Source organism: Aquisalibacillus elongatus (assembly GCF_003843875.1).
GTDB lineage: Bacteria > Bacillota > Bacilli > Bacillales > Alkalibacillaceae > Aquisalibacillus > Aquisalibacillus elongatus.
Window position 1 is genome coordinate 188,483 of record NZ_RKRF01000011.1, and the last position, 14,601, is coordinate 203,083.

Here is a 14,601-nt window from a genome sequence, read left to right on the forward strand (position 1 = left end):
CTTCCCAAAGCTCACTTTCGTTTCGCTTTGCGTGATTTTCACTTCGCGCTACTCCCCAAGGAGTCGCCACCTTCGCTCATCACCAATCAACAACTCTACAAGTGTTTAAAGATAAAAAAATCGATCTTCTATTTAAGAAGATCGATTTCGGTAGTGACCCGTACGGGACTCGAACCCGTGTTACCGCCGTGAAAGGGCGGTGTCTTAACCGCTTGACCAACGGGCCATTATAAAGAGTGGCGGCGGAGGGGATCGAACCCCCGACCTCACGGGTATGAACCGTACGCTCTCGCCAGCTGAGCTACACCGCCAATGTTGTTAGATGCTCTGTTTTCTAAGCACAAAATTTATAGTACAACACGATATTTCCTCTGTCAACAATTTTTTAAGTAACTTTTTAAGAAATTACATTTGATGATATCAAAAGGCCATCATTCACCAGATAAATTATGTGAACTTGTAGAAAAAGGAAAAAATAATAGAATTTAACGTCGAAAACTTTTTTGATTATACCACTCTATTTTGACAAAAAATTTAATAGAGAATGTGTTTGAATCAATGTTAAAGGAGTGGTCGTTAGGATGGACATGTTATCAAAAGTTAGCACATTGACTACTGAACAATTAAAATTTAATAGGTTGCAACAAATGAATCAATCCATCAAGAAAGTCATGGTCCGTAAATTATTTGATCAAGGTTGGCTACTTTATATTATTGGCTTTTTCCTTGGACGGGCCATTATTTTATCCTCTCTTTCACCTTTTGCCATAGCATTTTTAGCAGCGACAATCATAACCAGGAAACAATCGGCTTTTGCGGTGTTTCTTTTTTTGTCTATGGGCGCATTATCTGTTCATATGACCCAGTTTATTTATATATTATCTTCTGGCATCATTCTCATGTTTATTTATAAACTTTTTTTATCAAAGAAGGCTAAGATTTCTGGTATGATGGTCGCCGCAGCGTTATTCAGTTCAATGGTGGGAAGAGGAACATTTTATTTTTTTGAAGGTCAGATCGTGGCTTACGATATAGCCATTCTTGTAACGGAAGCTGTTCTTAGTGGTTTTCTAATTATGATTTTTCTTCAGACATTCCCTTATTTATCTAATAACCGGCCGGCATTGAAGGTGAAGGTAGAAGAGATCATTTGTCTAGTGATTCTAGTAACGGCGGTATTAACTGGCTTGGTCGGGTTAGAGACAGCCGGAGTTGGGTTTGAACAAGTAGGTTCGAAGTATTTTGTCTTATTAAGTGCACTAATTGCAGGTGCTACGGTCGGTTCAGCCATTGGTGTCATCGTCGGTTTAATGCTGAGCTTGGTCAGTACGTTTCATTTATATCAAGTCAGCTTGCTCGCACTAGCCGGATTACTGGGCGGTTTGTTAAAAGCTACTAATAAATACGGTGTTGTAATGGGGATGTTTTTAGCCTCTATTTTAATTGGGTTGTATCAATCTGAAGTCATTCAAGTGCAGTCATTATTACTTGAAGCATTAGCTGCAGCAGTCCTTTTTGTTTTGACACCTAAAAAGTTAATTAAGCGTATTGCTGCATTTGTTCCAGGAACCGAGGAAGAAAAAGAAGCTCAAGAACAATACGTAAAGAAAGTCAGGAATGCGACTGCTGAAAGAGTAGAGAGATTTTCTGAGATGTTCCAGGCATTATCTCATAGCTTTGCATATTATGATGCAGAGGCAAAAAGTCATGAATCAACGAGTGAGATGGATGAGTACTTAAGTCGAGTCACTGAAAAAACGTGTCAGACTTGTTTGAAAAAGCATAATTGCTGGGTGAATAATTTCGATCGAACTTATACGGTGCTTCAAGATACGATACAATCGATTGAAGACCATGACCTATCACAGTTAAACCTTAATGTCGGCAAGTTGAAAAACTTTTGTATTAAACAGGATCAAATGGTTGATCAAATGCGGTATGAGTTATCTTTTTACCAAGCGAATAAGCGGTTAAAGCAACAGGTTAAAGAGAGTCGTAAGTTTGTTTCAGAGCAATTAAGTGGCGTATCAGAAGTGATGAACAATTTCGCAAAAGAAATTCTAAAAGAACGTCAAGAACATGACTGGCATGAAGAGGAAATAAAGCGTATGATTCAAGAGTTGAACCTTACGCTTGACCGTTTAGAACTTTATTCAATTGAAAATGGCAATATAGATCTTGAGATGACATTACATTTTAATGAGTATCATGGTGAGGGTGAAAAACTAATTGCACCCATGTTATCTGAACTATTTGATGAGTCGATTGTCATTGACTCAGAAGATCCGTCTGATCAAAGAAGTGGTTATCGCACGTTTAATTTTACGTCCATTAAGCGTTATCAATTAGAGACAGGCGTTGCCCATGCAGCGAAAAATGGTAGTTTTCTATCAGGTGATAGTTACTTAATGCTAGAGTTGGGTAAAAGCCGTTATGCCGTTGCGATTAGTGACGGAATGGGAAATGGAGAGCGGGCTTACTTAGAAAGCTCTGAGACACTTAAATTACTTAATCAAATTTTGCAATCTGGTATTAATGAACGAGTCGCGATTCAATCGATTAACTCCATCTTATCTTTAAGAACGTCTGATGAAATCTACGCGACACTTGATTTGGCTATTATTGACCTACAAGAACCGCGCGCGAACTTTTTAAAGATTGGAGCATCGATTAGTTATATTATTCGAGCGGGAAGTGTGTATCCAGTAGAAGGTAGTAATGTTCCAATTGGTATTTTAGATGATTTTGATATCGATCCCGTTAATGAATCATTAAAAGACGGTGATATACTCGTGATGTTTAGTGATGGTATGTTGGAAACAACACGTCATGAAGAAAATCGTGAAATTTGGTTAAAGCGAAAGTTAAAAGAGATTGAAACGAGTGATCCTCAGGAAATGGCGGACCTCATTTTAGAAGAAGTAATCCGTAGTAATGATGGACGAATACTAGACGATATGACAGTGCTCGTAACCCGTGTTGAAAAAAGCAAACCAAAGTGGGCTTCTTTTGCTTATTCGTATTCTGTATAAATGGTAACGGATACAAATGGGCTAAGTCTATTAACATAGTATATGACGCCTCAATATGGTCAACAATGGATAAAAAGCTAAAAGGAGGCGTCCGTTATGAATACAGGCACTATAAGACAAATTTTATTAATTACAGATGGTTGTTCGAATCAAGGAGAAGACCCTGTGCAAGTCAGTACGATGATTGCGGATAAAGGGGTAGCTGTGAATGTAATCGGGGTTTTGGATGATGACAAGAGTGAAGAGCCAACAGGGTTATCTGAAGTCAATGAAATAGCCCAATCTGGAGGCGGTATTAGCCGAATTGTGTATGCAGATGTATTGTCAGAAACGGTTCAAACCGTCACAAGGCAAGCTATGACACAGACGATTCAAGGTTTTGTCTCAAAAGAATTAAAAGAAATCTTCGGTAAGGAAACAGATGAAACTGATTTGCCGCCTGAAGAGCGTGGAGAAGTGCAACGTGTTGTAGAAGACCTAGGTGAGACCGTCGATTTACAGGTTTTGATTTTGGTGGACACAAGTGCGAGTATGCAAAACAAAATGGAAGCCGTTAAAGATGCAATCGATGACTTTATTTTAAGTCTACAGGCACGAACAGGGAATCACTATTATTCGATTTTCCAATTTCCTGCGAAAAACCAAGTCGTCAAAGAACTTTTGCCGTGGACTAATGACGGAGCTAAAGTTGCGAAAGTTTTCCCGAAATTAGCAGCAGGTGGGATTACACCGACGGGAGCTGCGTTAAAACAAGTCGTTCGTTCGTTCCAAAATGTCCCGAATTCAGCTGAATGGAGGGACGACTCGGATGACATCATCGATTCATCCTACGGTACGTCTCAATAAATATCAAAAAATTAGAGGGAAATGGAACAAACGAACCTATACGATTGTTCGGTTAATTGGCGAAGGAGCTAGAGGGTCCATTTATTTAGCGTTGTTAAGCCAACAATACGTAGCGCTTAAAATTAGTCAGGACTCAAGCGTCGTTTCTGCAGAAGTAAACGCACTTAAGATGCTAAAGAAGGTCCAAGGGCAGTCGCTTGGACCTCTTTTATTGGATGTAGATGATGTTGTCTTAGGTCATCAGACCGTATATGCATTTTATGTCATGGAGTATATAGATGGAGTTCCGCTAAATACGTGGGTTAAACAAGAAGGGCTTCAATGGTTGTTTCCTGCCAGTCAACAATTGTTAAGTCAATTACACCAGTTACATAACTTAGGACATATATTTGGTGATTTAAAACCGGAAAATATATTGGTTGATCGGAAATCGAAGCAAGTAAGGCTAGTTGATGTTGGGGGCGTAACGCCATTCGGTCGCTCGATTAGAGAGTATACGACCTGGTACGATCGAGGTTATTGGAAGTTAGGAGATAGACGAGCTGAACCGAGCTATGATTTATTTGCTTATGCGGTTTGTTTATTGAGCATGGATCCGCATATTAAAATTCAACAAATGAAATCCAAAGATATTGAAAAAGTCATACAATCCGCAACGAGCTTGAAACCATTACATGCTGTCATACGTCATGCTTTACACGGAGAGTTCGATACAGCTGTTGAGATGAAACATGCCATTGAACAAGTCAATCAAAAGCAACTTAAAGTGAGTCAGACCAAAACAAGCAAGTCGAATTTTAAAATGGAATTAATGGGCGTTGGAACGATTGTAACGATCCATTTCGCATTGTTATATTATTTTATTTGGTAAAACAGGTGTGATTTGATTGAACTTCATTTTTATAAAGTGGTACGATTAAAGAATAGAATTCTGTGAAGATGGTGTACCAAAATGAAACAAAAAATTTTGGAATATAATGAAGAGTATCAGCTGTTTCAGCCGGGTGATACGTTATATCTAGCTGTCTCAGGTGGACCAGACTCACTATCGATGCTGCATTTCTTTGCATCGATTCAATCTTCGTGGAATTTAACATTATATACAGTAACCGTAGACCATCAACTACGGGGTGAGGCATCGTCTCAGGATGCTTTATATGTTAAACAGCTGTCTGAACAATGGGGAATTCCTTGTCGGATAGGACAAGTTGATGTTGAAAGATATAAAAAGGAACATCAAGTAGGCACACAAGTCGCGGCTAGGGAATTAAGGTATCAGTTTTTTGAACAGCAGCTTCAAGACCATGCTAAACTAGTTTTAGCACATCACCAAGATGATGTCGTCGAGACGATGGTTATGCAATTTTTAAAAGGCGTTCGACCTAAGGGAATTCCGAATAAACGTGCATTCAAAAATTGTGAGCTAATTCGTCCGTTTTTATGTCTGACAAAAGAAGATATAAAACATTACTTAGATAAGCATCATGTGATACCAAAAATTGACCCTTCAAATGAGGAAGATACGTATACGCGTAATCGAGTACGGAAATATTTAATTCCATTACTAAAGGAAGAGAACCCTCGGCTTAATGAGAGTCTTGTAAAATTACAATCTCTTTTTGATGAAGAGTCCGACTTTTTAGATCAGAAAGCGGAGCAAGCCTTTAGTAATTTAATTCAGTTGGAGCGAGGTTCAGCCGTTTTTTCAATAAGTGAGTTTATTGCACTTGATACACCTTTACAAAGGCGGGTCTTTCATCTAATATTAAACTATCTTTATGAAAACCACACGCTCCAAAAAGATTATTTTGATGCGTTTTTGGAGTGGATGAACTCACAAATACCAAATAGTAAGTATGAAATGCCCAATGGATTGACATTCCTTAAAGCATATGATGATTGTTATGTTATTCGTGGACATAAGGAACCAAGGACTTACTATAAATACTTACACTTAGGTGAAAAAATTGACCTTCCGAATGGGTGGTCGATTCAAGCCTCTAAAGCAAACGTCACTCAACTAGAGGATGATGCTCGCTTTTTTTGTGATACTCATCACATATCATTTCCACTTATCGTTAGAACAAGACAAAATGGTGACCGGATTAAACCTAAGGGAATGAACGGTCATAAAAAGGTGAAAGATATTTTTATCGACCATAAAATCCCGAAACATTTAAGGGATGAATGGCCTGTTGTGACTGATCAAACGGGTGAAATTTTGTGGATACCTTATATTTGTAAAAGTCATGTCTCAAAAGATAGCGGTCAAGAAATCATTCAAATAACTTTCGATCAATGATTAGGAGGATCTCCATGCATGATGAGATTAAAGAAGTTTTAATATCTGAAGAAGAAATTCAGAAAAAGACAAAGGAATTAGCTTCTGTCATAACTGAGCAATTTGACGGTGAATTTCCATTAGCAGTTGGCGTGCTAAAAGGGGCCATGCCTTTTATGAGTGATTTATTAAAACGAATTGACACTCATATAGAAATGGATTTTATGGATGTGTCCAGCTATGAAGGTGGAATGCGATCGACTGGCGAAGTAAAGATTATCAAAGATTTAAATACAAAAGTGAAAGGTCGCGACATATTAATAATTGAAGATATTATTGATAGCGGATTAACATTAAGTTACTTAGTGGATTTATTTAAATATCGCCAAGCGAATTCAATTACGATTGTGACATTACTGGACAAGCCGTCTGGAAGACAATCAGATATTAAAGCTGATTTAGTGGGATTTGAAGTTCCAGATGCATTCGTTGTTGGGTATGGGTTAGATTATCAAGAGAAATATCGTAACCTTCCTTACATCGGGGTATTAAAACCAGAAATTTATTCATAAGTTGAACTAAGGTTTGCTTGTACGAATTGTCAGTAAATGTTCAATACGTATAGGTTGAGCCCTTCAAATTTATTGTGGTAGTATTAGTTTAGTTTTGTCGCTTAGGAGGAGGTACGTAATGAACCGAGTGTTTCGAAATACATTCTTTTTCTTTATTATATTCTTAGTTTTAATTGCGATTATCGGTATGTTAAACAACCCAAATCCAGATACCGAAGATCTCAATTACCAAGAATTTAGAGAAGCATTATCTAGTGGTCAGATTGAGGAATTGACCATTCAATATACAAATCAAGCTTATGAAGCTCGAGGGGAAATGGTCGGCGATTCAGGATCAACAAGTTTCCGTGCTGAATTCCCTGCAAACGATCAAATTGTAACGGAAATCGTTAATACAGCTGAGGAGCAAGTTAATGAGTTTACAACAGAAAAAGCTGAAGAGCCTAGTGCTTGGGCCCGTTTCTTTACAACGTTAATTCCGTTTATTATTCTGTTCATTTTATTCTTCTTCTTACTTGGCCAAATGCAAGGCGGCGGTGGCCGTATGATGAACTTTGGTAAGAGTAAGGCGAAGATGTACACAGAAGATAAGAAGAAAACGAAGTTCCCAGATGTTGCCGGAGCTGATGAAGAGAAGCAAGAGCTAGTCGAGGTTGTCGACTTCTTAAAAGATCCGCGTAGATTCTCTGAATTAGGCGCACGAATTCCTAAAGGGATTCTATTAGTAGGCCCTCCTGGTACAGGTAAAACATTATTAGCGAAAGCAGTTGCTGGTGAAGCTGGAGTACCATTCTTCTCCATCAGTGGTTCTGACTTCGTTGAGATGTTTGTTGGTGTTGGTGCATCACGTGTACGTGACTTATTCGAAAATGCGAAGAAAAACGCACCATGTATTGTGTTTATAGATGAGATTGACGCTGTTGGACGTCAACGTGGCGCTGGTGTTGGTGGCGGTCACGATGAACGTGAACAAACGCTTAACCAACTACTAGTTGAAATGGACGGTTTTGGTGTCAACGAAGGAATCATTATGATTGCAGCTACAAACCGCCCGGATATCTTAGACCCTGCGTTACTACGTCCAGGACGCTTTGACCGTCAAATTACGGTTAACGCACCAGATGTCAAAGGTCGTGAAGAGGTATTAGGCGTTCACGCGAAGAACAAACCTCTTGATGATACGGTTGACTTAAAGACAATTGCTATGCGTACACCTGGTTTCTCAGGTGCTGACTTAGAAAACTTATTAAACGAAGCTGCACTAGTTGCTGCTCGTGATGATGTAAATAAGATTGGCATGGAACATGTGGATGAAGCGATTGATCGTGTCATCGCAGGTCCTGCTAAGAAGAGTAAAGTTATTTCTGAAAAAGAGAAAAACATCGTGGCGTATCACGAAAGTGGTCACACAGTCATTGGTGTGGTACTGGATGATGCAGATATCGTTCACAAAGTAACGATTGTCCCTCGTGGTCAAGCAGGCGGTTATGCTGTTATGCTTCCGAAAGAGGACCGTTACTTCCAGACGAAGCCAGAATTGTTGGATAAGATCACTGGCTTACTTGGTGGTCGTGTAGCCGAAGAAGTCATCTTCGGTGAAGTGAGTACAGGTGCTCATAATGACTTCCAACGTGCTACAAGCATTGCGCGTAAAATGGTAACCGAATTTGGTATGAGTGAGAAGCTTGGACCACTTCAATTTGGTAGCACTGGAGGTCAAGTCTTCTTAGGTCGAGATATTCAAAACGATCCGAATTACAGTGATCAAATTGCATATGTAATTGACCAAGAAGTTCAAGCGATTATTAAGTCTTGCTATGAGCGTGCTAAGGAAATTCTAACTGAGCACAAACCACAGTTAGAGCTAATCGCTAAGACACTACTAGAAGTTGAAACATTAGATAAAGCTGAAATTAACGGTTTATTCTATGACGGAGTACTTCCTGACAAACCTAAAAAAGAAGATGACAAGAGTGAACAGTCCGCAACGACTGATACTCCTGCATCTACAGAAGAGGAAGAGTCAGAGTCGAGCGAACAAGCAGATGAGCAAGATGACAGCCAAGAGCAAGATGAACAAGACGTCAAAGTTAATATTCAGAAGAAAGAGGAAGGCAACAGCACTTCTGAAAATGAAGATAACGACCGAAAAGAATAATGTTCAATTAACCCCCTGTCCGTATGTGGCAGGGGGTTTTGTTAAGCAAAAACATTCTAACCCACATATTTGGCGTTTTATGTTATGATTTACGTGGTTAATTGTTAATATTTAAAATTATAGCTCTGTTAAATGAAGGGGGAGTTGTTGTATTGTGATGAGCGAAGGTGGCGACTCCAGCGGGAATAGCGCGAGCCGAAAATCACGCAAAGCGAAACGACAGTGAGCTTTGGGAAGTTGAGGCCGTGCCCGCGGAAAGCGTCCACCGGAAGCGAATCACAATAACAACAACGGTTTCTTACAGAGTCAAATTTATATAGAAAAGGGCTGTAGTTATGGTTTTTGTTTTAGATGTCGGGAATACAAATACTGTATTAGGTGTCTTTGATCAAGGTAAACTAATTTATCAATGGCGAGTAGCAACCAATCGCCATAAAACAGAAGACGAATATGCGATGAAAGTAAAGGCATTACTTCAACATAATGGGCTTTCGTTTGAGGACTTTGACGGTGTCATCATTTCATCCGTCGTCCCACCTATGATGTTTTCATTACAAAAAATGAGTGAAAATTACTTCCATATCGACCCTCTTATTGTTGGGGCCAACAACGTAGAAACAAGCTTGAAAATGGATTACCCTAACCCAAATGAAATCGGGGCAGACCGAGTTGTGAACGCAGTAGGAGCTATTAAAGAATATGGCGCTCCTTTAGTTATTATCGACTTCGGTACAGCAACGACATTCTGTTATGTAAATGAACAGGAAGCTTATGAAGGTGGGGTTATTGCACCGGGAATCTCCATTTCTACAGAAGCCCTTTATTCAAAAGCAGCTAAATTACCTCGTGTCGAGATTAAACGTCCAGATGATGTTGTAGGAAGCTCAACGGTTGAAGCGATGCAATCCGGGATTTATTTTGGATATGTCGGACAAGTAGATGAAGTGGTTAATCGTATAAAAGAACGAGCAAATGTGACGCCAACAGTAGTAGCAACAGGTGGTTTAGCTAAGTTAATTGCCAAAGGATCCCAAACGGTCGACTATGTCGATTCCGCGCTTACACTTAAAGGGTTGTACGAAATATATTGTATTAATAAGAAAGAAAAGGGTGGACAACATGAGTGATTATCTAATTAGAGGAACAGCTTTCGACGGTCAGGTGAGAGCGTTTGCGATTCGCTCAACTGATTCAGTTGGAGAAGCTACCCGTAGACAAGATACATGGCCAGCGGCATCTGCTGCTTTAGGCCGTACGATGACGATCTCAGCGATGATGGGGTCAATGCTAAAAGGTGAGGATAAACTAACGACCAAAATCGAAGCCGATGGACCAATTGGTTATATTATCGCAGATAGTAATGCTCACGGCGATGTGCGTGGTTACGTTAAAAATCCTCATGTGAATTTTGATTTAAATGAACAAGGTAAGTTAGATGTTGCTCGCGCAGTAGGAACGAATGGAACGCTTAGTGTTGTAAAAGATCTAGGGCTGAAAAACCATTTTACAGGTCAAGTTCCAATTGTATCTGGAGAAGTCAGCGAAGATTTCACTTATTATTTTGTTTCTTCTGAACAAATCCCATCAGCTGTTGGGGCTGGTGTGTTAGTTAATCCAGATCTAACGATTAAAGCATCTGGCGGCTTTATTATTCAAATGATGCCGGAAGCTGATGAATTAACGATTAAGAAAGTTGAAAAACGTATATCAGAAATTCGACCAATCTCAACTTTAATTGATGAAGGCTATACACCAGAAGATATTTTAGATGAAATTTTTCATGAAGAAGGTTGGAAACAATTATCAAGCACAGACGTACGGTTTAAATGTCAGTGCTCGAAAGAACGCCTAGAAAATGCGATTATGAGTTTAGGTAACGATGAGATTAATCAAATGATTCAAGAAGATGGTGGAGCTGAAGCAACGTGTCAATTCTGTTATGAAGTATACCACTTCAATGTTGATGAATTAGAACAACTAAAGCAATAAGGTAGGGGTTTGATGCGTCAATTAAAAATCAACGAAAACATTGAACTAAATTTTGAACAAGAAACAATCGTTATGGGGATTTTAAATGTCACACCGGACTCATTCTCTGATGGTGGTCATTTTGTTGACGGTTCAAAAGCAGTTGAACATGCGCAGCAAATGGTTTTACATGGAGCAAAAATTATCGATATAGGTGGCGAGTCTACTCGTCCAGGACATGACCCTGTAAGTGTTGATGAAGAGGTCAAAAGAGTCGTTCCTATCATTAGGGAAATTAAAGACCAAGTTAAGGCACCTATTTCCGTTGATACGTATAAATCTAAGACAGCTGACGAAGCTGTTAAAGCTGGAGCGTCAATGATTAATGATGTCTGGGGTGCTAAGGAAGACCCTGATATTGCTCATGTGGCAAGTGAACATCAAGTCCCTATTATTTTAATGCATAACCAAACACATACTAAATACGACGATATAATCGAAGATATGAAGAAAAGTCTGGCGGAAAGTATTGAGGTTGCCAAACGCGCCGGAGTACCGGACGAGCATATCATTTTAGACCCTGGTGTTGGCTTTGGCAAAACGTTACAACAGAACTTACTAACGATGCGACGTTTACACGAATTAAAAACATTAGGTTACCCTCTATTACTTGGGACCTCAAGAAAATCCATGATTGGAAAAACACTTGAGTTACCAGTTGACGAGAGATTAGAAGGAACCGTAGCAACAGTTTGTTATGGCATTCAGCAAGGTGTTGAAATTGTTCGTGTTCATGATGTAAAAGAGATTAGCCGATCCGTTAAAATGATGGATTCTATGATGGGAAAAGGAGTCTTAATGCATGGATCAAATTAAATTAAACGGTATGATGTTCTACGGTTACCATGGTGTGTTCCCGGAAGAGAATAAGCTTGGTCAACGTTTTACAGTGGATATCGAATTGTTTACCGACCTTAAAAAAGCCGGTCAGTCTGATGATATTCAAGACAGTATGGACTATGGCCAAGTATATCAAGTCACCCAACGTGTCGTTGAAGGAGAAGCTAAGAATTTAATTGAGACAGTGGCAGAAGACATTTCAAAAGCATTATTTGAACAATTTGGTATGCTTCAAGCTGTTAGTATTTATATAGATAAACCAGGACCACCCATCCCGGGTTATTATGAATCAGTCGGGGTTGAGATTTATCGGGAGCGACAAGATGATGTCTAAGGCATTTATTGCACTGGGAACAAATATTGAACCTCGATTAGATCATTTAGAACAAGCGATTCATCATTTGGATGAATCATCGAACATTGCTGTCATTCAAAAGTCATCTATATATGAAACGGCTCCAGTCGGTTATACTGACCAAGCTGATTTTCTAAATATGGTCATTGAAGTTCAAACAACTTTAATGCCTTTTGATCTATTGACGTATTGTCAAAAGGTCGAACAAAACCTTGGCAGGAAACGAACGATCCGTTTTGGCCCGAGGTCCATTGACTTAGATATATTATTGTTTGATAATAAGGTGATAGACGAAGCAACCTTAATAGTTCCACACCCAAGAATGCATGAACGAGCTTTTGTTTTAGTCCCCCTTAATGAATTAAACTCTCGTGTTGAATTGAAAGGCCAGACAATTGAACATTGGTTAAAGCAGCTGCCTGATGAAGACATTGAAGACGTTCGCTTATTAAGAAGGATATGAATGAATTTATAATTGAATAAAAGATTGAGGTGAGATACGTGTCAGAAGAAATAAACGACCAAATGCAGACTCGTATAGAAAAGTTACGAGCGTTACAAGATGCTGGAGTAAATGTATTTGGAGATAAGTTTGACCGAACCCATTTATCAAACCAGTTAAAAGAAGAGTATGACCAGTATTCAAAAGAAGAATTAGAAGAAAAAGAGATTCCAGTTACGATCGCTGGACGTATTATGACAAAGCGTGGAAAAGGTAAAGCTGGATTTGCGCACGTGCAGGATGTTGATGGGCAAATTCAAATTTATGTTCGTAAAGACCGTGTCGGTGAGGAATCTTATGAAGTCTTTAAGCAGGCAGACCTTGGAGATATCGTCGGCGTTAAAGGGGTTATGTTTAAAACGAAAGTAGGCGAGCTATCTGTTAAGGCGGATGAGTTTTTCTTCTTAACAAAATCCCTTCGTCCACTACCAGAGAAGTTCCATGGTTTAAAGGATGTTGAGCAACGTTACCGTCAGCGTTATCTAGATTTAATTACAAACTTAGAAAGTCGCGAGACGTTTATTTTACGTAGTAAGATTATTCAGTCTATGCGTCGTTACTTAGATGACCAAGGTTTCTTAGAGGTTGAAACACCTATGATGCACGCGATCCCAGGTGGTGCCTCGGCCCGTCCGTTTGTCACGCATCACAATGCACTCGACATTCCTTTATATATGCGTATTGCGATTGAACTACACTTAAAACGTCTCATTGTTGGTGGACTAGAGAAAGTCTATGAAATTGGACGAGTCTTCCGTAACGAAGGGGTATCAACGAGACACAACCCTGAGTTTACGATGATTGAGTTATATGAAGCTTATGCTGATTATCATGATATTATGGATTTAACTGAGAATTTAGTTGCTCATATTGCTAAGGAAGTACTTGGAACAACTAAAGTTCAATATGGCGAGGAAAAAGTGGACCTTTCGCCAGAATGGACAAGGTGGCATATGGTTGATGCTATTAAGGAAGTAACAGGCGTCGATTTCTGGCAAGAGATGACTGATGAAGAAGCACATCAACTAGCAAAGGATCATGGAATAGATGTTGAAAGTAGTATGACGTTTGGTCATATTGTAAATGAGTTCTTTGAACAGAAAGTAGAAGATACATTAATACAACCAACATTTATTTATGGACATCCTGTTGCCATTTCACCATTAGCGAAGAAAAATGAAGACGACCCTCGTTTCACGGATCGTTTTGAGTTATTTATCGTAGGTAGAGAACATGCAAATGCATTCTCAGAGTTAAACGACCCAATTGATCAACGTGAACGTTTTGAAGCTCAAGTAAAAGAACGCGAAGCAGGTAATGATGAAGCGCATTATATGGATGAAGACTTCTTGGAAGCATTAGAATATGGCCTACCTCCAACAGGTGGTTTAGGTATTGGTATTGACCGATTAGTTATGCTTCTAACAAATTCAGCATCTATCAGGGATGTATTACTATTCCCTCAAATGCGAAACCGAAGCTAAAAGATATGCATAATGAAAACTGCTTGTTGCAACCTATGGAAAGGCTGTGACAAGCAGTTTTTTATTGGTTAATAACCTCTAAAAAGCGGGGACTAACAATGACTTAATTGAACTAAAATTTCTGAATAAACTTACTTTGAATAAATAGTTATAAAACTATTGTCAGAGTCGTAAAACCATGATAAATTATTAATCGTCGCGTTAACGAAACGCGCCAAAAATTAATTAATAAACAACTTCAAAATTCATTATGAATAGTTATTGACTTTTAGTTAAGAAGTTGTTATATTAATAAAGTCGCTTTTTTGAGGCGGCAACACATCTCATTAAAACAATTTAAATAAGTTGTTGACGCATTAATTTGCGAGATGTTATGATTCATAAGTCGCTTTTTGAGCGGCGCCATTCGAACCTTGAAAACTAAACAAAATAGCCTGTCGTCAATTCACATGTTTCGCATTTGATTGGGCGAAACATGAACGACGATTTATGAAGCCAATCAA

The 14,601-nt window shown here is 39.0% G+C and carries 12 protein-coding genes and 2 tRNA genes; 12 read left to right on the plus strand and 2 right to left on the minus strand.

Annotated features, from left to right (window positions below):
- Positions 1 to 154: 154 nt before the first annotated feature.
- A tRNA-Glu gene (locus EDC24_RS12120) sits at positions 155 to 226 on the minus strand.
- 11 nt (positions 227 to 237) lie between these two features.
- A tRNA-Met gene (locus EDC24_RS12125) sits at positions 238 to 311 on the minus strand.
- Positions 312 to 581: 270 nt separating this feature from the next.
- Here EDC24_RS12125 and spoIIE point away from each other — a divergent pair.
- From spoIIE to lysS, 12 genes are all read left to right on the plus strand, one after another.
- Positions 582 to 3,032, plus strand: coding sequence for a stage II sporulation protein E (gene spoIIE / locus EDC24_RS12130; protein ID WP_124222965.1), 2,451 nt, complete (start codon positions 582 to 584; stop codon positions 3,030 to 3,032).
- A gap of 96 nt (positions 3,033 to 3,128) precedes the next feature.
- A complete protein-coding gene (locus tag EDC24_RS12135; RefSeq protein ID WP_124222967.1) occupies positions 3,129 to 3,878 on the plus strand; it encodes a vWA domain-containing protein in 750 nt (249 codons plus the stop codon).
- On the plus strand, positions 3,841 to 4,749 hold the full coding sequence (locus tag EDC24_RS12140) for a protein kinase domain-containing protein (protein ID WP_170158577.1): 909 nt from the start codon (positions 3,841 to 3,843) through the stop codon (positions 4,747 to 4,749). Before EDC24_RS12135 ends, EDC24_RS12140 begins: the two co-directional genes overlap by 38 nt.
- Positions 4,750 to 4,830: 81 nt before the next feature.
- Positions 4,831 to 6,180 (plus strand): tRNA lysidine(34) synthetase TilS, encoded by a 1,350-nt coding sequence (gene tilS / locus EDC24_RS12145; RefSeq protein ID WP_124222971.1) that lies wholly within the window; start codon positions 4,831 to 4,833, stop codon positions 6,178 to 6,180.
- A 14-nt stretch (positions 6,181 to 6,194) separates the two neighbouring features.
- Positions 6,195 to 6,731, plus strand: coding sequence for a hypoxanthine phosphoribosyltransferase (gene hpt, locus EDC24_RS12150; RefSeq protein WP_124222973.1), 537 nt, complete (start codon positions 6,195 to 6,197; stop codon positions 6,729 to 6,731).
- A gap of 118 nt (positions 6,732 to 6,849) precedes the next feature.
- The gene (gene ftsH, locus EDC24_RS12155; RefSeq protein ID WP_124222975.1) at positions 6,850 to 8,889 is read left to right on the plus strand and encodes an ATP-dependent zinc metalloprotease FtsH; all 2,040 of its coding nucleotides are present in this window, start codon (positions 6,850 to 6,852) and stop codon (positions 8,887 to 8,889) included.
- Between the two features lie 335 nt (positions 8,890 to 9,224).
- The gene (locus EDC24_RS12160) at positions 9,225 to 10,016 is read left to right on the plus strand and encodes a type III pantothenate kinase (protein ID WP_124222977.1); all 792 of its coding nucleotides are present in this window, start codon (positions 9,225 to 9,227) and stop codon (positions 10,014 to 10,016) included.
- Positions 10,009 to 10,878, plus strand: a complete 870-nt coding sequence (hslO, locus tag EDC24_RS12165; RefSeq protein ID WP_124222979.1) for an Hsp33 family molecular chaperone HslO — start codon at positions 10,009 to 10,011, stop codon at positions 10,876 to 10,878. The genes EDC24_RS12160 and hslO overlap by 8 nt, the downstream gene beginning before the upstream one ends.
- 12 nt (positions 10,879 to 10,890) lie before the next feature.
- Entirely contained in the window at positions 10,891 to 11,733 is an 843-nt protein-coding gene (folP, locus tag EDC24_RS12170) for a dihydropteroate synthase (RefSeq protein ID WP_124222981.1), read from the plus strand.
- Positions 11,720 to 12,091: a dihydroneopterin aldolase gene (gene folB / locus EDC24_RS12175; RefSeq protein WP_124222983.1), complete on the plus strand. Its 372-nt coding sequence runs from the start codon at positions 11,720 to 11,722 to the stop codon at positions 12,089 to 12,091. The genes folP and folB overlap by 14 nt, the downstream gene beginning before the upstream one ends.
- Entirely contained in the window at positions 12,081 to 12,575 is a 495-nt protein-coding gene (gene folK, locus EDC24_RS12180; RefSeq protein WP_342769369.1) for a 2-amino-4-hydroxy-6-hydroxymethyldihydropteridine diphosphokinase, read from the plus strand. Before folB ends, folK begins: the two co-directional genes overlap by 11 nt.
- Before the next feature lie 62 nt (positions 12,576 to 12,637).
- A complete protein-coding gene (gene lysS / locus EDC24_RS12185; protein WP_211342375.1) occupies positions 12,638 to 14,098 on the plus strand; it encodes a lysine--tRNA ligase in 1,461 nt (486 codons plus the stop codon).
- The last annotated feature ends 503 nt before the right edge of the window (positions 14,099 to 14,601 follow it).

What these genes read in the sequence shown, in the direction of transcription:
- spoIIE (WP_124222965.1), top strand. Translation starts at nt 582, where the DNA reads ATGGACATGTTATCAAAAGTTAGCACATTGACTACTGAACAATTAAAA.
- EDC24_RS12135 (WP_124222967.1), top strand. Translation starts at nt 3,129, where the DNA reads ATGAATACAGGCACTATAAGACAAATTTTATTAATTACAGATGGTTGT.
- EDC24_RS12140 (WP_170158577.1), top strand. Translation starts at nt 3,841, where the DNA reads ATGACATCATCGATTCATCCTACGGTACGTCTCAATAAATATCAAAAA.
- tilS (WP_124222971.1), top strand. Translation starts at nt 4,831, where the DNA reads ATGAAACAAAAAATTTTGGAATATAATGAAGAGTATCAGCTGTTTCAG.
- hpt (WP_124222973.1), top strand. Translation starts at nt 6,195, where the DNA reads ATGCATGATGAGATTAAAGAAGTTTTAATATCTGAAGAAGAAATTCAG.
- ftsH (WP_124222975.1), top strand. Translation starts at nt 6,850, where the DNA reads ATGAACCGAGTGTTTCGAAATACATTCTTTTTCTTTATTATATTCTTA.
- EDC24_RS12160 (WP_124222977.1), top strand. Translation starts at nt 9,225, where the DNA reads ATGGTTTTTGTTTTAGATGTCGGGAATACAAATACTGTATTAGGTGTC.
- hslO (WP_124222979.1), top strand. Translation starts at nt 10,009, where the DNA reads ATGAGTGATTATCTAATTAGAGGAACAGCTTTCGACGGTCAGGTGAGA.
- folP (WP_124222981.1), top strand. Translation starts at nt 10,891, where the DNA reads ATGCGTCAATTAAAAATCAACGAAAACATTGAACTAAATTTTGAACAA.
- folB (WP_124222983.1), top strand. Translation starts at nt 11,720, where the DNA reads ATGGATCAAATTAAATTAAACGGTATGATGTTCTACGGTTACCATGGT.
- folK (WP_342769369.1), top strand. Translation starts at nt 12,081, where the DNA reads ATGATGTCTAAGGCATTTATTGCACTGGGAACAAATATTGAACCTCGA.
- lysS (WP_211342375.1), top strand. Translation starts at nt 12,638, where the DNA reads ATGCAGACTCGTATAGAAAAGTTACGAGCGTTACAAGATGCTGGAGTA.